We start from the raw sequence: 15,491 nt of genomic DNA on the forward strand, positions 1-15,491 counted from the left end.
GGCTAATTAAGACATGATGTGCAACTTGTTTGTAAGGAAGGCGCTTTGTCGCCAAAATTGAAGATTGAGGTAAATCATGCAAGTTTCTGTTGAGACGACTCAAGGCCTTGAGCGCCGTCTGACTATCACCGTTCCTGCAGAGAACGTTGAGACTGAAGTTAAAAAACGCTTACAACAACTGTCTAAAACTCAGCGTATTGACGGTTTCCGTCCGGGTAAAGTTCCTGTATCAGTGATCACTAAACGTTTTGGTGCAGCTGTTCGTCAAGAAGTTGCAGGCGAATTAATGCAACGCAACTACATTGAAGCTATCGTAGCTGAGAAAATCAACCCAGCTGGCGCACCAGCATTTGCGCCTAAGTCTTTAGAAGCGGGTAAAGATTTAGAATTTGATGCAACTTTCGAAGTTTACCCAGAAGTTGAACTGAAAGACTTAGATAAAATCACTGTTGAAAAGCCAGTTGTAGATGTAACTGACGAAGACTTAGCAAACATGCTTGAGACACTTCGTAAGCAACACGCAACTTGGGCAGAAAGCGATGCAGCTGCAGGCGAGAAAGACCGTGTAACAATCGATTTCGTTGGCACAGTAGATGGAGAAGAGTTTGAAGGCGGTAAAGCTGAAGACTTCCCTCTAGAGCTGGGTCAAGGTCGTATGATCCCTGGCTTTGAAGACAACATCGTTGGCAAAAAAGCAGGTGAAGAAGTTGTAGCTGACGTGACTTTCCCTGAAGAATATCACGCAGAAAACTTAAAAGGTAAGCCAGCTCAATTCACTATCACAGTGAAAAAAGTTGAAGTTCAAGAACTTCCAGAGCTAAACGACGAATTCGCAACTAAGTTTGGTGTTGCTGAAGGTGGCGTTGATGCACTTAAAGAAGAAGTTAAAAAGAACATGACACGTGAACTTTCTCAAGCTGTTAAAGCAAACGTGAAAGATCAAGCGATCAAAGGTCTTCTTGAGCACAACGAAACTGAAGTTCCAAAAGCTCTAATTGATCAAGAAATTGATGCACTACGCCAGCAAGCGGCGCAGCGTTTTGGCGGCAACGCGCAAAACATGCCTGAGCTTCCAGCTGAGCTGTTCCACGAGCAAGCATTGACTCGCGTTAAAACTGGTCTTTTACTTGGTGAAGTGATCAAAGCGAACGACATCAAAGTAGATGAAGCGAAAGTAGATGAGTTAATCGAAAGTGTTGCTTCAGCTTACGAAGATCCAAGTGAAGTAGTTGCTTACTATAAGGGCAACGAGCAAATGATGCAGCAAATGCGCAATGTAGCAATGGAAGAGCAAGCTGTTGAAGCTATTCTAGCTGCAGCTCAGGTTTCTGACGTTGAAAAAGCATTTGATGAAATCATGAATCCACAGCAAGGTGCATAATAAGTCATTGACTTAAAGCATAGCTAACGATTTAATGGCTCGAGATATTCTGCAGTTTTTGTAGCATGTCCGGGCCATTTTATTTTCTAGGCACAGAATACCAACCACACGCAGTGCTTTTGATATGACTGCGGATAAGGAATAAAAATTATGAATGACGGTATGATCGATCCTTTCAATGCATTAGTACCTATGGTTGTAGAACAAACAGCTAAAGGTGAACGCTCCTTTGATATCTATTCTCGACTACTGAAAGAGCGTATTATTTTCTTGACTGGTCAAGTTGAAGATCACATGGCGAATCTGATTGTCGCGCAGTTGTTATTCTTGGAATCAGAAAGCCCAGAAAAAGATATTTATTTATATATTAATTCGCCAGGCGGTTCGGTCACTGCTGGTATGTCTATTTATGACACCATGAACTTCATTAAGCCAGACGTAAGTACGGTGTGTGTTGGCCAAGCTGCAAGTATGGGCGCATTCTTATTATCTGGTGGTGCGAAAGGTAAGCGTTACTGTTTGCCAAACTCGCGTGTGATGATCCATCAGCCTTTAGGTGGATTTCAAGGTCAGGCATCGGATTTTGAAATTCATGCAAAAGAAATTTTGTCTATAAAAGAAAAATTAAATCGTCTAATGGCTGAACATACAGGTCAACCGTTTGATATCGTTTCTCGTGATACTGATCGTGACAACTTCATGAGTGCACAAGAAGCGGTTGAGTATGGATTGGTTGACGCAGTACATACACGCAGAGACAGCAAGTAAATCTGACAGGGTGAGGTGTTAAACCTCTCTCTACAACTATGCTAAAGTAAAATTTATTTGGTATAGTTAAAACAACGTATATGGTCGCCGGTGAACGGTGACACAGAATTTAAGAGGTAGCTGAATGTCAGACACTCCAACAGACGGCGACAAAAGTAACAAACTCTTGTATTGCTCATTTTGTGGTAAGAGCCAGCATGAAGTACGCAAGTTAATAGCAGGTCCTTCTGTTTATATTTGTGATGAGTGCGTCGAGCTGTGTAACGACATCATTAGGGAAGAAATAAAAGATATTGCACCAAAGCATGAGTCTGGTGACAAGCTTCCAGTTCCAAAAGAAATTAGAAACCACTTAGACGACTATGTAATTGGCCAAGAACATGCCAAAAAAGTCTTATCTGTAGCTGTGTATAACCACTATAAGCGTTTGCGCAGTCAAGGTTCTAAAGTCGATGTTGAATTAAGCAAGAGTAATATCCTACTGATTGGTCCAACGGGCAGCGGTAAAACGCTCTTAGCCGAAACCTTAGCTCGATTATTAGATGTGCCATTTACTATGGCAGATGCAACGACATTGACAGAAGCTGGCTATGTTGGTGAAGACGTAGAGAATATCATTCAAAAGCTACTGCAAAAATGTGACTACGATGTAGAAAAAGCGCAACGTGGTATTGTATACATTGATGAAATCGATAAGATTTCACGTAAATCCGATAATCCATCGATCACCAGAGACGTATCGGGTGAGGGGGTTCAACAGGCCCTGTTAAAACTTATCGAAGGTACAGTGGCATCTGTGCCACCTCAAGGCGGTCGTAAACACCCACAGCAGGAGTTTCTTCAAGTAGACACTTCGAAAATTTTGTTTATTTGTGGGGGCGCGTTTGCTGGCCTTGATAAAGTAATTGAACAGCGCAGTCACAAAAATACCGGTATTGGCTTTGGAGCGGATGTTAAATCGGCAGACTCAACACGTTCGTTGAGTGAAACTTTCAAAGATGTTGAGCCAGAAGACTTAGTAAAGTACGGATTAATTCCAGAATTTATCGGTCGTTTACCAGTGGTTGCTACGTTAACAGAACTTGATGAAGATGCACTTATTCAGATTTTGAATGAGCCAAAAAATGCATTAACTAAACAGTTTGCTGCATTATTCAAGATGGAAGATGTTGAACTTGAGTTCCGAGACGACGCACTGAAAGCGATTGCCCGTAAAGCAATGGAGCGTAAAACAGGTGCACGAGGATTACGTTCTATCGTGGAAGGTGTGCTGCTTGATACGATGTACGAACTGCCTTCAATTGAAGACGTAAGCAAGGTCGTTGTTGATGAGACTGTTATTAAAGGTGAGTCAGATCCTATTTTGATTTACGAGAATAGCCCAAAAGACAAAGCTGTGTCTGAGTAGGTTTACTAATTGTTAAAAAAGGAGCCAACGGCTCCTTTTTTTATCAACGAGTTGAACTTTACAACCACTATCCCCATATAGTTTGGTATTAATAAAAATTAAAGAAGTGTGAAGAGAATAAAATGACGCTTGAGAGAACGGATCGAGTTGAAATTCCTGTGCTAGCACTACGCGACGTCGTGGTTTATCCGCACATGGTGATCCCGCTTTTTGTTGGCCGAGAGAAATCGATAAAGTGCCTAGAAGCGGCGATGGAAAATGACAAGCAGATCTTTTTGGTTGCGCAAAAAGACGCCACTGTTGATGACCCAAAAACTGACGAAATTTATGAAGTCGGTACCATTGCAACGGTACTTCAGTTGCTAAAGTTACCAGATGGTACTGTCAAAGTCTTAGTTGAGGGTACACAAAGAGCCAAAATCGAAGAATTTTTGGTGACAGACGATTATTTCCTAGCACAAGCGCAGTTCTTAGAGTCAAAAGACATTGATGGTCAAGAGCAGGACATTTTCATTCGTAGTGCGGTGAGTCAATTTGAAGGCTACGTGAAGCTCAACAAAAAGATTCCGCCGGAAGTTCTAACTTCTGTATCAGGTATAGATGAAGCTGCTCGTTTAGCTGACACGATGGCAGCACATATGCCAATCAAAGTGCCAGAAAAGCAAAAGGTACTGGAACTTGGCAGTGTGACTGAACGTCTAGAGTATCTCATGGCGTTGATGGAGGGCGAAATTGACCTGCTTCAGGTAGAAAAGAAAATTCGTTCCCGTGTTAAAAAACAAATGGAAAAATCGCAGCGAGAGTACTATTTGAATGAGCAAATGAAAGCCATTCAAAAAGAGCTTGGTGAACTTGACGATGTGCCGGACGAATTTGAAGCGCTTAAAAAACGAATCGGTGAAGCGCAAATGCCAAAAGAGGCCGAAGAAAAGGCAATGTCTGAACTGAACAAGTTGAAGATGATGTCGCCTATGTCAGCTGAAGCAACGGTAGTTCGCTCGTATATTGATACCATGATTGGCGTACCTTGGAAGAAGCGCTCAAAAGTAAAGAAAGACTTAGCGGGCGCACAAAAAATTCTTGACGCAGACCATTATGGGTTAGAAAAAGTAAAAGAAAGAATTATTGAATATCTTGCTGTTCAACAGCGTACCAATAAACTTAAAGGCCCAATTTTATGTCTAGTTGGCCCTCCTGGTGTTGGTAAAACAAGCTTAGGGCAATCTATCGCGCGTTCTACGGGTCGTAAGTACGTCCGTATGGCGTTAGGTGGAGTTCGAGACGAAGCGGAGATCCGTGGACATAGAAGAACTTATATCGGTTCAATGCCAGGTAAGCTTATTCAAAGCATGAGCAAAGTCGGTGTTAAGAACCCATTATTCTTGCTAGATGAAATCGACAAAATGTCTTCAGATATGCGTGGTGACCCAGCATCTGCATTGTTGGAGGTATTGGACCCTGAACAAAATAGCACGTTTGCTGACCATTACTTAGAAGTTGATTATGACTTGTCTGATGTCATGTTTGTTGCGACGTCAAATAGCTTTAATATTCCAGGGCCACTGCTTGATAGAATGGAAGTGATACGCCTTTCAGGATACACCGAAGATGAAAAGCTGAATATTTCAAAACAGCATCTCATACCAAAGCAAATTAAACGTAATGGTTTGAAGGAATCTGAGGTTGTTATTGAAGATAGTGCGATCATTGGCATCATTCGTTATTACACGCGAGAAGCTGGGGTACGTAATTTAGAACGTGAAATTTCAAAATTATGTCGTAAAGCGGTCAAGAACATCTTGCTAGATAAACATATTGAACAAGTAGTGATTAACCAAGATAACCTTGAGTCATTCCTTGGCGTTCAACGCTTTGATTATGGCAAAGCGGAAGATGGTGATCGGATAGGTCAAGTGACTGGTCTGGCATGGACAGAAGTCGGTGGAGATTTACTTACGATTGAATGTGCAGCGGTGCCAGGTAAAGGTAAATTGACTTATACAGGTTCACTGGGTGATGTGATGCAAGAGTCAATTCAAGCTGCAATGACGGTTGTGAGAAATCGCGCGGACAAACTTCGTATCAATGACGATTTTTATGAAAAACGTGATATCCATGTGCATGTTCCTGAAGGTGCAACACCTAAAGATGGTCCAAGTGCCGGTATTGCGATGGTAACTGGTCTAGTTTCAAGCTTAACTGGTAATCCGGTCCGTTCAGATGTCGCTATGACTGGGGAAATCACGTTACGTGGCGAAGTACTGCCAATTGGTGGATTAAAAGAAAAACTTTTAGCGGCTCATAGGGGTGGTATCAAGACTGTGGTGATCCCAAAAATCAATGAAAGAGATCTAAAAGAGATACCACAGAATGTACTGGATGGTTTGGAAATTCACCCTGTGACGTGGATTGACGAAGTGTTATCGCTCGCTTTAGCTAACCCAATTGAGAGTTTTGCTGTTGAAAGCAGCAAAAACTAAGAAAAAAGCTAAAAAAGTGTGTGAAAGGGCTTTTCAAATCGAAAAGGTATGTTAACTTAAGCACTAGTTTTAAGCCTAGGCCTTGTGAGGCCTAGGCTTGACAAAGATTTCCGAATTAGAGAGTCGCTGTGATATCTCTAAATGAACAGCAAGAGCGTATCAACATAACTATCCGGTGCGCTTTTGATAATAACAATGTAAGAGGATGATATTGTGAATAAATCTCAATTAATCGATCAAATCGCAGCTGATGCTGATATTTCTAAAGCGGCTGCGGGTCGTGCTCTAGATTCATTCATCGAGTCAGTAACTGGTGCGTTAAAAGATGGCGACTCAGTAGCGCTTGTTGGCTTTGGTACTTTCTCTGTGCGTGAACGTGCTGCACGTACTGGTCGTAACCCGCAAACTGGTGAAACAATCCAAATTGCTGCTGCTAACATCCCATCTTTCAAAGCTGGTAAAGCACTAAAAGACGCTGTTAACTAATCCGAAGGATTAGATTATAGGCGCGGCTTTACGTAGCTTTACACTTTTAGGCTACAAATGCCGTGTTCAGCTTCAAGAAAAAAAGCGTATCTGATAAGATACGCTTTTTTTACATTAGCGATAAATTTCAAAGCGCACATGTGCTTTGGCTTAGATAAGAGAAGAACAAATGCTTGAAAAGATCAGAGAGGGTTCTCAAGGCCCAGCAGCCAAAATTATTCTTGGCGTAGTTATCTTGTCTTTTGCGCTAGCAGGGATCGGTGGTTACCTAGGTCAAACCACAGAGCAACCTGTTGCAGAGGTCAATGGAGTAACAATTAGTCAAACTGAATTTTCCAGAGCTTACCAAAATGAACGGGCTCGATTAGAACAGCAGTTTGGAGAGTATTTCAATCAAATTTCGGCAGATCCATCCTACATGGCGCGTATACGTCAAGGTGTCGTTGATCGCTTAGTACAACAAGAACTACAAAACCAACTAGCACTTGAGTTAGGCCTACGCGTGAGCGATGAGCAGGTAAAGAACGCGATTGTTGAAATGCCTTACTTTCAAATTGGTGGACAGTTTAGCAATGATCGTTATCTGCAACTTATTCGCCAAATGAATTTTCAGCCAGACACATTTCGTGAGTATTTACGTGAAGAGATGACCAGAACACAACTAGTACAAGCGTTAGCGGGTTCTGAATTTGTGTTATCGTCTGAGCTTAAGCAAACGGTCGCTTTGCAACAGCAAACGCGTAGCTTAGATTATGTTGTTTTGAGCAAAGACAAAATGACTGATAAAGCTGAAGTATCTGAGCAGGAAATTAAAGACTATTACCAGCTTAATCAGAGTCAATTTCAGTCGCCAGAGCGCGTTGCAGTTCAATACATAGAGCTTAAAGCGAGCGATATTGAGCTAGCAAACCCAGTAACAGACGAAGATGTGTTGGCATACTACGAAGAGAGCAAATCTCAGTATATCGAACCTGAAAAACGTCGCGTGTCGCATATTTTAGTTGAAGGCAGTGCGGACGATGCGCAAGCTCAGCAGAAGGCGCAAGAGATATTAGCTAGATTGAAAGGTGGCGAGGACTTTGCGGAGCTTGCACAAACGGAGTCAGATGATTTAGTCAGTGCCGAGTTAGGTGGTGACCTTGACTGGATTGAGCTAGACATGATGGATCCTGAGTTTGAAGCGGCGGCTTTCGCTCTAGAAAATGTCGGTGATATGAGTGAAGTTGTTACGTCTGAATTTGGTTTTCATGTAATTAAGTTAACCGATATTCAACGTCAACAAACAAAAGCATTTGATGATGTGAAAGATGAGCTTCGTGCTGAACTTGAACAGAATAAGAAGATAGATGCGTTCTATCAAAAACAAACAGAAGTAGCGGAAATTGCATTTGAGCAGGCTGATTCCTTAGAAGATGCTGCAGCAGTAGCCGGTGTAGAGCTTCAGAAAACAGAACTGTTAGCAAAGAATATGTTACCTGCGCCATTAAACTCTATTACAGTTACAAATGCGCTTTTCACGCCCGAACTGCTAGAAGATAGAGTAAACTCTGAGGTACTAGAAGTTGAAAGCGAACATATCGTTGTGGTTAGAGTCAGTGACTACCAAGCAGCTGCGACTAAGCCGCTGGACGAGGTAAGTGCTCAGATCAAAACTAAGCTTATCAATGATAAAGCATCAACTCTAATTAAAGAGTATACAGAAGGCTTATTTGCTCAGTTGAAAGAAGGTAAAGCTTTAGCTGATGTTGCAAAAGAAGCAGAGCAAGAAGTTAAATCAGAAGCAGCGTTGCAGCGTCAAGCATATAGCATTGCTCCTGCAATTGTTAGTGAAGCGTTTGAACTTCCTCATCCTGTAGACGGTAAGCCTCAGCTTGCTATGGTTGAGCTGAACAATGGTGACGCGGCATTGCTGCAATTAAATGCAGTAACCACACCAGAGTTGAGCAAAGAAGTTGATGAGCAGCAAAAGAGAAATATTGAAATGTCGCATGCAAACAAAAGCTATACGGCGTTATTGGCTGCTTTAGAAGCGCAAGCTGAAGTTTCTCGCCCGCAATTGAGCGTGTCTCAAGAAGACTAACAGTCGCTTCAGTAAAATATTAGAAAGGCACCTTTAAGGTGCCTTTTTTTAACGTACCTCCGATGCAAGCTTCAGCAAATGTGCGCTGAAGTTTAATCCTTTACGCTTGGCGTCTGTCAGGTTCACTCTAAAACTTAAGTTATTTGCATCGGCAATGAGACCAATCATGGCCCCTTGACGGAAGCCTTCACTGGTATCAGCTACGATTAGAACCGGCTCTTCTTCTAGCTCAGCTAACCAATATTGTGTTTGTTGGCGGTTTTGTTGGCTCAAAAAGAGTACATCACATTGACGTACTTGCTCGTTGTTTGGCAGTTCAATGGCTGTAATGCTTTCTTGCATTTTTTGAGTCTTGAGTAACTTTAATACCTCCTGATAAAGCGCATGGTTTCCCACGACACAAAAGTTTAAGGTTTCAGGTGGAGGAGGGGGCCATTTGCTAAATTGTGTGAAACGATACAAAAATGCCGCTTTGAGTTCATTTTCATTTAGGCTCTGCGCAACACAAAAGGGCATAGTGACCAAAAAGCACAAAAGAATGAGCATTTTAATCATTATCCCAACTCCAGTTTATTGATAGGTGTACTTGTCTGCGCCTTTGTACATGGGGCACAAAGCCATCTCCCGTAATATTGAGTATTTCCTCATCATTTAGGTTACGAATGCCAAGCGCAATAAACATTCCGTCGTCATTTTGCCAGCTAATACTTGCGTCGTGTGTTGTAAATTTAGGCAGCATACCGGTAAACGTTTTTCTTTTACTGACAGTATGAGAATGAATGCTAAATAAGAATTCCGAGCTTAGCGGTACACTAAAGCGTAGTTGAGCGATAAAGCGAGGAGAGTTTGCGATGATATTTCCTCCTTCAATTTCGGTCCGTTGCAGTGCCATATTAGCAGCCATGGACATACCACTTGGCCAACGTTTATCCACTCCCATCTCCAGCCCTTGACTCTTGATGGGAGGGGTATTGAAGTAAATGGGAGAAAATACATCCTGATGAATGAGATCGTCTATATCAGCTTGGTACAGTGTGGCAAATGAAGATAAAGAACTTGACCAGTTATTGATAATGCTGAGCTCGTTATAGCTGACGGCTTCATTGCTGGGGTTTGATAGGTTGAACGATTGGTTAGCATTTCGCTCAAGTACATTAGTGACTCTAAATGCTTTACTGTGCCTAGCCAAAATACTATGTTTGGGTGTTAGATGATATTTTGCAGTAAACGTCGGAGACCAGCGAGCTTCACTAAAGTCAGAATTATCGTACCTTAATGCCCATTGAAATTTAAAGTTGTCAGTTAATCGCCACAAATCCTGCATATAAATGCCGTATCTAGATTCACTGCTTTTTTCCGTTAAATTTAGCCCATTTTGGATAGATGACGTTGCGGAGAATTCTTGACGATGATCTCTTTGGTAGTCAACACCAATTAAAACCTCATGATTATCAACGCCTAAAAACATGAGTTGGCCATCCAAATTGCTCCATCTTCCCGAGTTTTTTACATTGTCAGTTTCAATATGACCGTTTGTAAATATAACAGGAATATCGCGGGACAGATCATCACCGTGAGTGGATGCGTGAAAATAGAGTTCTGTATCTTCGCTTAACCTACCGTCATAGCTCAACGCCAGTAAGTAAGCATCTGTTTTGAGCTTTTCTATTGCGGGTGTCTCTTGAACGGATAAGCTTGGACCATCGGGAAAATTTCGTTCTCTACGTGATGCAGCTGCTTGAAGTTGGAAGCCACCTGTTTGATGGCTGAACATGAGTCGAGTACTTTTTTCTTCGTTTAAGTCTTGCCATGCAAATAATTCTTCAGGCGTGTTGATGACAGTGTAGGGGATAGAGTCTAGCTTAGTACGACTGATTGAAAACCAGCTATCAGCTCCAGAGTCGGAACGAAACCCGAAAGTGGCTCGGGCATGTTTTGCATTGTCATTTGTAAGCGACAATGAGGTATTAACGCCGCGTAGTTTTGCAGAAGTCTTAGTCACTATATTGATAACACCTAATAATGCGTTATTTCCATACAATGCGGCTGATGCACCGGGACTATATTCAACTCGTTCAATTAACCCAACATCCACAAAATTTTCGTTGCCGAGCAAACCCGCGTCAAATAGGTTTTCATTAATTCTAGTGCCATCGAGTAGAAATAATATTCTGGAGTTAAAGTCTCCTGGACGACCAATGCCCCTGGCTCCAACGTAGATGAAAGAACTATCGTCGCGGATTGTGATCCCCGCGAACAGAGAAATAATATCTGCCAGTGATTGAAGGTTAAGTTGCCTAATTTCTTTGTCGGTTATTACATGAGTAATTGCCATGCTGTCACTGCTTGAACGTTCTATGCGTGACGCTGTGGATATCTGGGTATTACTTGGTAACTCTTTAAGTTGCTGATCAAGTAAATCTTCTAGAGCAGGAAGTGGTTCAGCATTGATATTTACACTCAATGAGACAGAAATGTAAAGCATCAGTCTTATGAGCATATTCATGAAGCCGTCACCTTCTTACGGTAAACCTGAAAGTTGTTTTTCCCAGCTCTTTTAGCGGCGTACATGGCATCATCTGCGCAATTGAGTAAGTCAATTGGCGAGCTTGCATCTAAAGGTGCGTACGCCAAGCCTATACTGATACCAATAGGCATAGTTTTGTCTTTTATCACGATAGGGTGGTTGATGCTTGAAACAATTCTTGCGGCGAGTTTCTCGGCATTCTCGGTGGATTCAATATGAGGTAACAGTAGTGCAAACTCGTCTCCTCCAAGACGACATAATAGATCGTCGTTACGAATTATCTCACTAATGCGATTGCCTACTTCAATCAGTGTTTCGTCCCCAGCATCATGACCAAAGTTGTCGTTCACAAACTTAAAATTGTCCAGGTCGATAAACATCAAGCAGCTCAACATTGGTTGTGTTACACCCTCTTTGGTGATTTCTTTGAGCATCGTGTTTAATGCCACTCTATTAGGAAGCTTAGTGAGTGGATCAGTACGTACCATTTGTTTAAGTTGTTGGCCTTGCAGTTGTTCTTGTTCCAGTTGCTGGCGTAACTCAGCTTGGGAAATGTCGACACGTTTGAGCAGTTCATTAAAACTGCGCGTTAAAATACCAATTTCATCATCTCTGACAATTTGTGCTCTTAGCCCAAAGTTATGCTCTTTGGTAACTTTTTGTGCTAATTGAGACAAAGAAAGCAATGGCGCTAAGGCGCTTCTCTGTACCCCTGCAAGCATTAATGCAGAGATTGTAAAAAGTGCCATAGTAAGCAACGCTAGCATGAGGGTGAGCTGTAAGAACCAATAAAGTAAACTACTTAGGTCGACAACCATGACGAGGTCGCCTTCCATTTTCCCTTTCATTTTTACAGGGTAATAGAGCAGCATTTTTAGCCCCGAATATAGGCGACTCGGTTGCGAACTTGTCTCATTATATAAAGTGCTAGGCTGAACAAAGCTTGGCTCGGCATATTCAGCAAATATCGCTCCATCAGGTTTGCGCAGAGCAATAAAAAGCACGTCTTTTTGCTCTCCAATTAATGTGAGCTCTTTGTTTGCCGTTTCATTGTCATTGAATAACAGCATAGGAACAACATTATGCGCTACTTGTGCTAAGTTGATTTCTGCGGTTTCTGCTTGTCTGTCCCTTACCATAAACCACAGTAGTGCTGTTGTGAGCGTAAACACTAAGAGCATACCGCCGGCCATGACTGACATGTTTAATTGCGTTAATCGGCGTACTAGTGACATGGTAGGAAGTGGCTCGGTCAAAGGTACCTCACGAAACAAACACATATTATGTTTTATAAAATATAGATGAGAGATCCCCAAATGACAGTAAATTCGTATAAATTTCACTGAGTTCACGGCAAACCAGCACAGACAGTTGCTTTTTTACGTGTTTCAGTAAATTCGATGGCTGACGTGACAAAATCGTTGTGATTTTTACGCTAATCAATGAAGAGATTAAAGTTGACTATTAAAGCGATGCAAACGTGAGACTGGCTAACTTAGCTCTTCACCTGGTTTGCTTAAATAGCAGACCTAAAGCCGCGCTTAGCAGCGCGACTTTTACATCAATCAAGCAACATTTGCTTGTGCATCATTTTTAAAGTTAGACAGCTCGTCAATCAACTCAAGCAGTTCAGGCTCAAATTCATTGATTGGCTGTGATTGCTTAAGTGCGGTTTCAAGTATTTCGGCAAGGTTCTTTAATTTTGGCACGCCCGTATAACAGCATGCGCCATGAAATTTGTGGATGACTTGCAGCAAAGTATCAGTATCTTGGTTTTCATAGGCATGCTCAATTGTCTCTAGCATAGGCTCTAAACCATCTAACAGCATATTCAGCATTTCTAAGGCGAGATCAGGTTTACCCCCTGCATGTTGCAGAGCGAGTTGCCAGTCAAGAAGCGCGCTTTCAAATGGCGCTACGCTATTATGTATCACCGCTTTATTTTTATGCTTGCTTATCGGTGATTTTACGCTGTGATCACTGATCGTTTGTCTTAACATGTCTTCGTCTATGGGCTTAGTTAAGTAGCCTTTAAAGCCATCTTTAAGTAGCTGCTCTTTTTCACCTGTCAGTGCGTGAGCAGTTACCGCGATGATCGGTGTGTCTTCATTTAATGACGATTCGAGTATGGTCTTACAGGCGGTAATACCATCCATTATTGGCATTTGTATGTCCATAAATATCAGGTCATATTTGTGCGTTTTACACAAGCCAACAGCTTGAGCGCCGTTGTGTGCTGTGTCGATTGCTTCTACTTGCTCTTCTAGTAAGGTTGAAAGGAGCTTTAAGTTTGCATCGTTATCATCGGCGATGAGCACTTTCATTGGTAGAATTTGAATATCACTTTCTTCGATAGCAATGGTTGGGTGATCCAAGCGATACGGCGCAGCCAATATTTCACACAGTTTTCTATGGTTAAGTGGCTTACTTAAACATGCATCAGCGCCACTGCCAATGAGAGACTCTCGCATGTTGTGAGAAATAGTATTGAGCATGAGGTATAGATAATCGGCGGAGTCTCTTGCTTTGGCTATGTAACTTTTTACGGTTTGCATTTGTTCTACATTTGCCATAGCGCCAATCAAACAAATATCAAAGCTAAAGTCTTTCTCAAGAGCGGCAAAAAACTCTGCTTCTGTTTGGCACGAAGTGATCTGCATGCTCCATTCATCCAGTTGAGCAACCACCGAAGCATGGGTATGATTCTGTGGCTCAAAATACAAAATACGTTTGTTGGTCAATGAGCCATTAGGCAAGTCGTCATTATATAATCGATTAGGTAACTCGAAAATAGCATTAAACGTAAAGCAAGTGCCATTACCGGGCGCTGAGTTTAAAGTAATACGGCCTTTCATCGCTTCAACAATATGCTTTGTAATGATGAGACCCAGCCCTGTGCCTCCAAATTTACGCGTGATACTTGAGTCGGCTTGTGCAAATGGAATAAATAGTGCGTCTTGCTTATCCATTGCAATACCAACGCCAGTGTCGCTGACAGAAACAAGTAAAGAAGCGTGAGAGTCATCAAGTAAACGGTAAGTAATATCAACTTTGACTGAGCCCTTTTCTGTAAACTTGACGGCGTTACTGATCAAATTTATCAATATCTGCTTAAACCGAGTTGGGTCGCCCAACAAGTTATCAGGCACTTGACGGTTAATTGCAATGGATAACTCAAGGTTCTTTTCATGCGCGCTAGGGGCTAACAGAGTCATGACTTCGTTTACCGAATCTCGTAGCTGAAATTGGATATTTTCTAAATCCATTGCGCCAGCTTCTAGTTTTGAAAAGTCCAAAATATCACTGATGATGGTCAGTAGGCTGTTAGCAGAAAGCTCAATCGTATCTAAGTAATCTTTTTGATGTTTGTTAAGCGGTGTTTTGTACAGCTGGCGGGTAAAACCTATTACGCCATTGAGTGGTGTTCTCAATTCGTGACTCATTTTCGCTAAAAAGTCAGATTTTACGCGGTTAGCGTCTTGTGCTTCTCGCTTGGCAATATTGAGCTGAATGTTTTGTGTTTCATACTGTTCTAGCGTTTCTTTATAGTCGCTGGTAGCTTGGTCAATGTGTTTTTGCATCTCATCACGTTGACCGATCATTTTTTCGTTTATGGTATTTAAGCCTTGACGCAAAAGTTCAAATTCGCCGACCATTTCGTGGTCAATATCAATATCTCGTTTACCTTCTACAAGCTTGTCTGTGGCAAGAAGCAGTTGTGAAAGGGGCATAGTAAACATTTTGCTTAAGCGCAGTGATAGGAAAGCACTCAGGAACAAAGCGAATAATATAACGCTGCTGCTCCAAATCAATGCCCGTTGCTGCGATATAAGCGCTTTATTTTGACTGACCTCTATTGCTAATACTGCGATAGTTTTCGGATGTGTTGAATTCCAACGTTCCATTTGCTTTGAATGGTTTTTTACGGGGGTAAAAAACACGAAGGTATCATTAAGCTTCACGAATTCAGTTTTGTGCAGTTGCGATATGTCGCCAAAAAAATAAAGTTTTTCAAAGTGTTCATGGTAATTACTGGTGAGTAGTAATTGATTGTCTTGATCAAATAACGCAATACTTTTCACTAGAGGTGCATGTTTGTTGTGTGCGGTACTGATAATTCGGTGTAATCCGGCCCTATCATGCTCGACCACAGCGTGCTCGGCGGCAATTGCAAGCGGCTCGGAAATACTACTGCCTTGTTGATAGAGAATTTCTTCAAGCTCAATATAACGATTTACGGTAAAATAGCCTCCAAGTATCAAGCCGATCAGCACAGTGGGAATTAATGTTAAAACGAGAATGCTGTCACGCAGGCTAAGTTTAGTCATGTAAGGCAGTAGTCTGAGTTGTTTATTTCTCAA

General features: G+C 41.9%; 10 protein-coding genes. 6 read left to right on the forward strand and 4 right to left on the reverse strand.

Annotation, left to right across the window (positions count from 1 at the left end):
• Positions 1-76: 76 nt before the first annotated feature.
• From tig to ppiD, 6 genes are all read left to right on the forward strand, one after another.
• A complete protein-coding gene (gene tig, locus ACW689_RS00750; RefSeq protein ID WP_476287589.1) occupies positions 77-1,381 on the forward strand; it encodes a trigger factor in 1,305 nt (434 codons plus the stop codon).
• Between the two features lie 150 nt (positions 1,382-1,531).
• The gene (gene clpP, locus ACW689_RS00755; RefSeq protein WP_476287591.1) at positions 1,532-2,149 is read left to right on the forward strand and encodes an ATP-dependent Clp endopeptidase proteolytic subunit ClpP; all 618 of its coding nucleotides are present in this window, start codon (positions 1,532-1,534) and stop codon (positions 2,147-2,149) included.
• A gap of 124 nt (positions 2,150-2,273) precedes the next feature.
• The gene (gene clpX, locus ACW689_RS00760) at positions 2,274-3,557 is read left to right on the forward strand and encodes an ATP-dependent protease ATP-binding subunit ClpX (RefSeq protein ID WP_476287593.1); all 1,284 of its coding nucleotides are present in this window, start codon (positions 2,274-2,276) and stop codon (positions 3,555-3,557) included.
• A gap of 122 nt (positions 3,558-3,679) precedes the next feature.
• Entirely contained in the window at positions 3,680-6,037 is a 2,358-nt protein-coding gene (gene lon / locus ACW689_RS00765) for an endopeptidase La (RefSeq protein WP_476287595.1), read from the forward strand.
• A gap of 213 nt (positions 6,038-6,250) precedes the next feature.
• Positions 6,251-6,523 carry a nucleoid-associated protein HU-beta gene (hupB, locus tag ACW689_RS00770; RefSeq protein WP_476287597.1) on the forward strand — a complete coding sequence of 91 codons (273 nt, stop codon included), beginning with the start codon at positions 6,251-6,253 and terminating at the stop codon, positions 6,521-6,523.
• 169 nt (positions 6,524-6,692) lie between these two features.
• Positions 6,693-8,603, forward strand: coding sequence for a peptidylprolyl isomerase (gene ppiD, locus ACW689_RS00775; protein ID WP_476287599.1), 1,911 nt, complete (start codon positions 6,693-6,695; stop codon positions 8,601-8,603).
• A 48-nt stretch (positions 8,604-8,651) separates the two neighbouring features.
• On the opposite strand, the gene ACW689_RS00780 is transcribed toward ppiD, so the two are convergent.
• The 4 genes from ACW689_RS00780 to barA all read right to left on the reverse strand — a co-directional run bounded on the left by ACW689_RS00780 (position 8,652) and on the right by barA (position 15,458).
• Positions 8,652-9,158 (reverse strand): YfiR family protein, encoded by a 507-nt coding sequence (locus ACW689_RS00780; protein ID WP_476287601.1) that lies wholly within the window; start codon positions 9,156-9,158, stop codon positions 8,652-8,654.
• Positions 9,151-11,109 carry a TonB-dependent receptor plug domain-containing protein gene (locus ACW689_RS00785; RefSeq protein WP_476287603.1) on the reverse strand — a complete coding sequence of 653 codons (1,959 nt, stop codon included), beginning with the start codon at positions 11,107-11,109 and terminating at the stop codon, positions 9,151-9,153. The genes ACW689_RS00780 and ACW689_RS00785 overlap by 8 nt, the downstream gene beginning before the upstream one ends.
• Positions 11,106-12,386 (reverse strand): diguanylate cyclase domain-containing protein, encoded by a 1,281-nt coding sequence (locus ACW689_RS00790; RefSeq protein ID WP_476287605.1) that lies wholly within the window; start codon positions 12,384-12,386, stop codon positions 11,106-11,108. Before ACW689_RS00790 ends, ACW689_RS00785 begins: the two co-directional genes overlap by 4 nt.
• A gap of 309 nt (positions 12,387-12,695) precedes the next feature.
• The gene (gene barA, locus ACW689_RS00795; RefSeq protein WP_476287607.1) at positions 12,696-15,458 is read right to left on the reverse strand and encodes a two-component sensor histidine kinase BarA; all 2,763 of its coding nucleotides are present in this window, start codon (positions 15,456-15,458) and stop codon (positions 12,696-12,698) included.
• Between the last annotated feature and the right edge of the window lie 33 nt (positions 15,459-15,491).

Source organism: Pseudoalteromonas sp. ABE4_541 (assembly GCF_056312285.1).

Coding starts and splice junctions, on each gene's coding strand:
- tig (WP_476287589.1), top strand. CDS start 77: ATGCAAGTTTCTGTTGAGACGACTCAAGGCCTTGAGCGCCGTCTGACT.
- clpP (WP_476287591.1), top strand. CDS start 1,532: ATGAATGACGGTATGATCGATCCTTTCAATGCATTAGTACCTATGGTT.
- clpX (WP_476287593.1), top strand. CDS start 2,274: ATGTCAGACACTCCAACAGACGGCGACAAAAGTAACAAACTCTTGTAT.
- lon (WP_476287595.1), top strand. CDS start 3,680: ATGACGCTTGAGAGAACGGATCGAGTTGAAATTCCTGTGCTAGCACTA.
- ppiD (WP_476287599.1), top strand. CDS start 6,693: ATGCTTGAAAAGATCAGAGAGGGTTCTCAAGGCCCAGCAGCCAAAATT.
- ACW689_RS00780 (WP_476287601.1), bottom strand. CDS start 9,158: ATGATTAAAATGCTCATTCTTTTGTGCTTTTTGGTCACTATGCCCTTT.
- ACW689_RS00785 (WP_476287603.1), bottom strand. CDS start 11,109: ATGAATATGCTCATAAGACTGATGCTTTACATTTCTGTCTCATTGAGT.
- barA (WP_476287607.1), bottom strand. CDS start 15,458: ATGACTAAACTTAGCCTGCGTGACAGCATTCTCGTTTTAACATTAATT.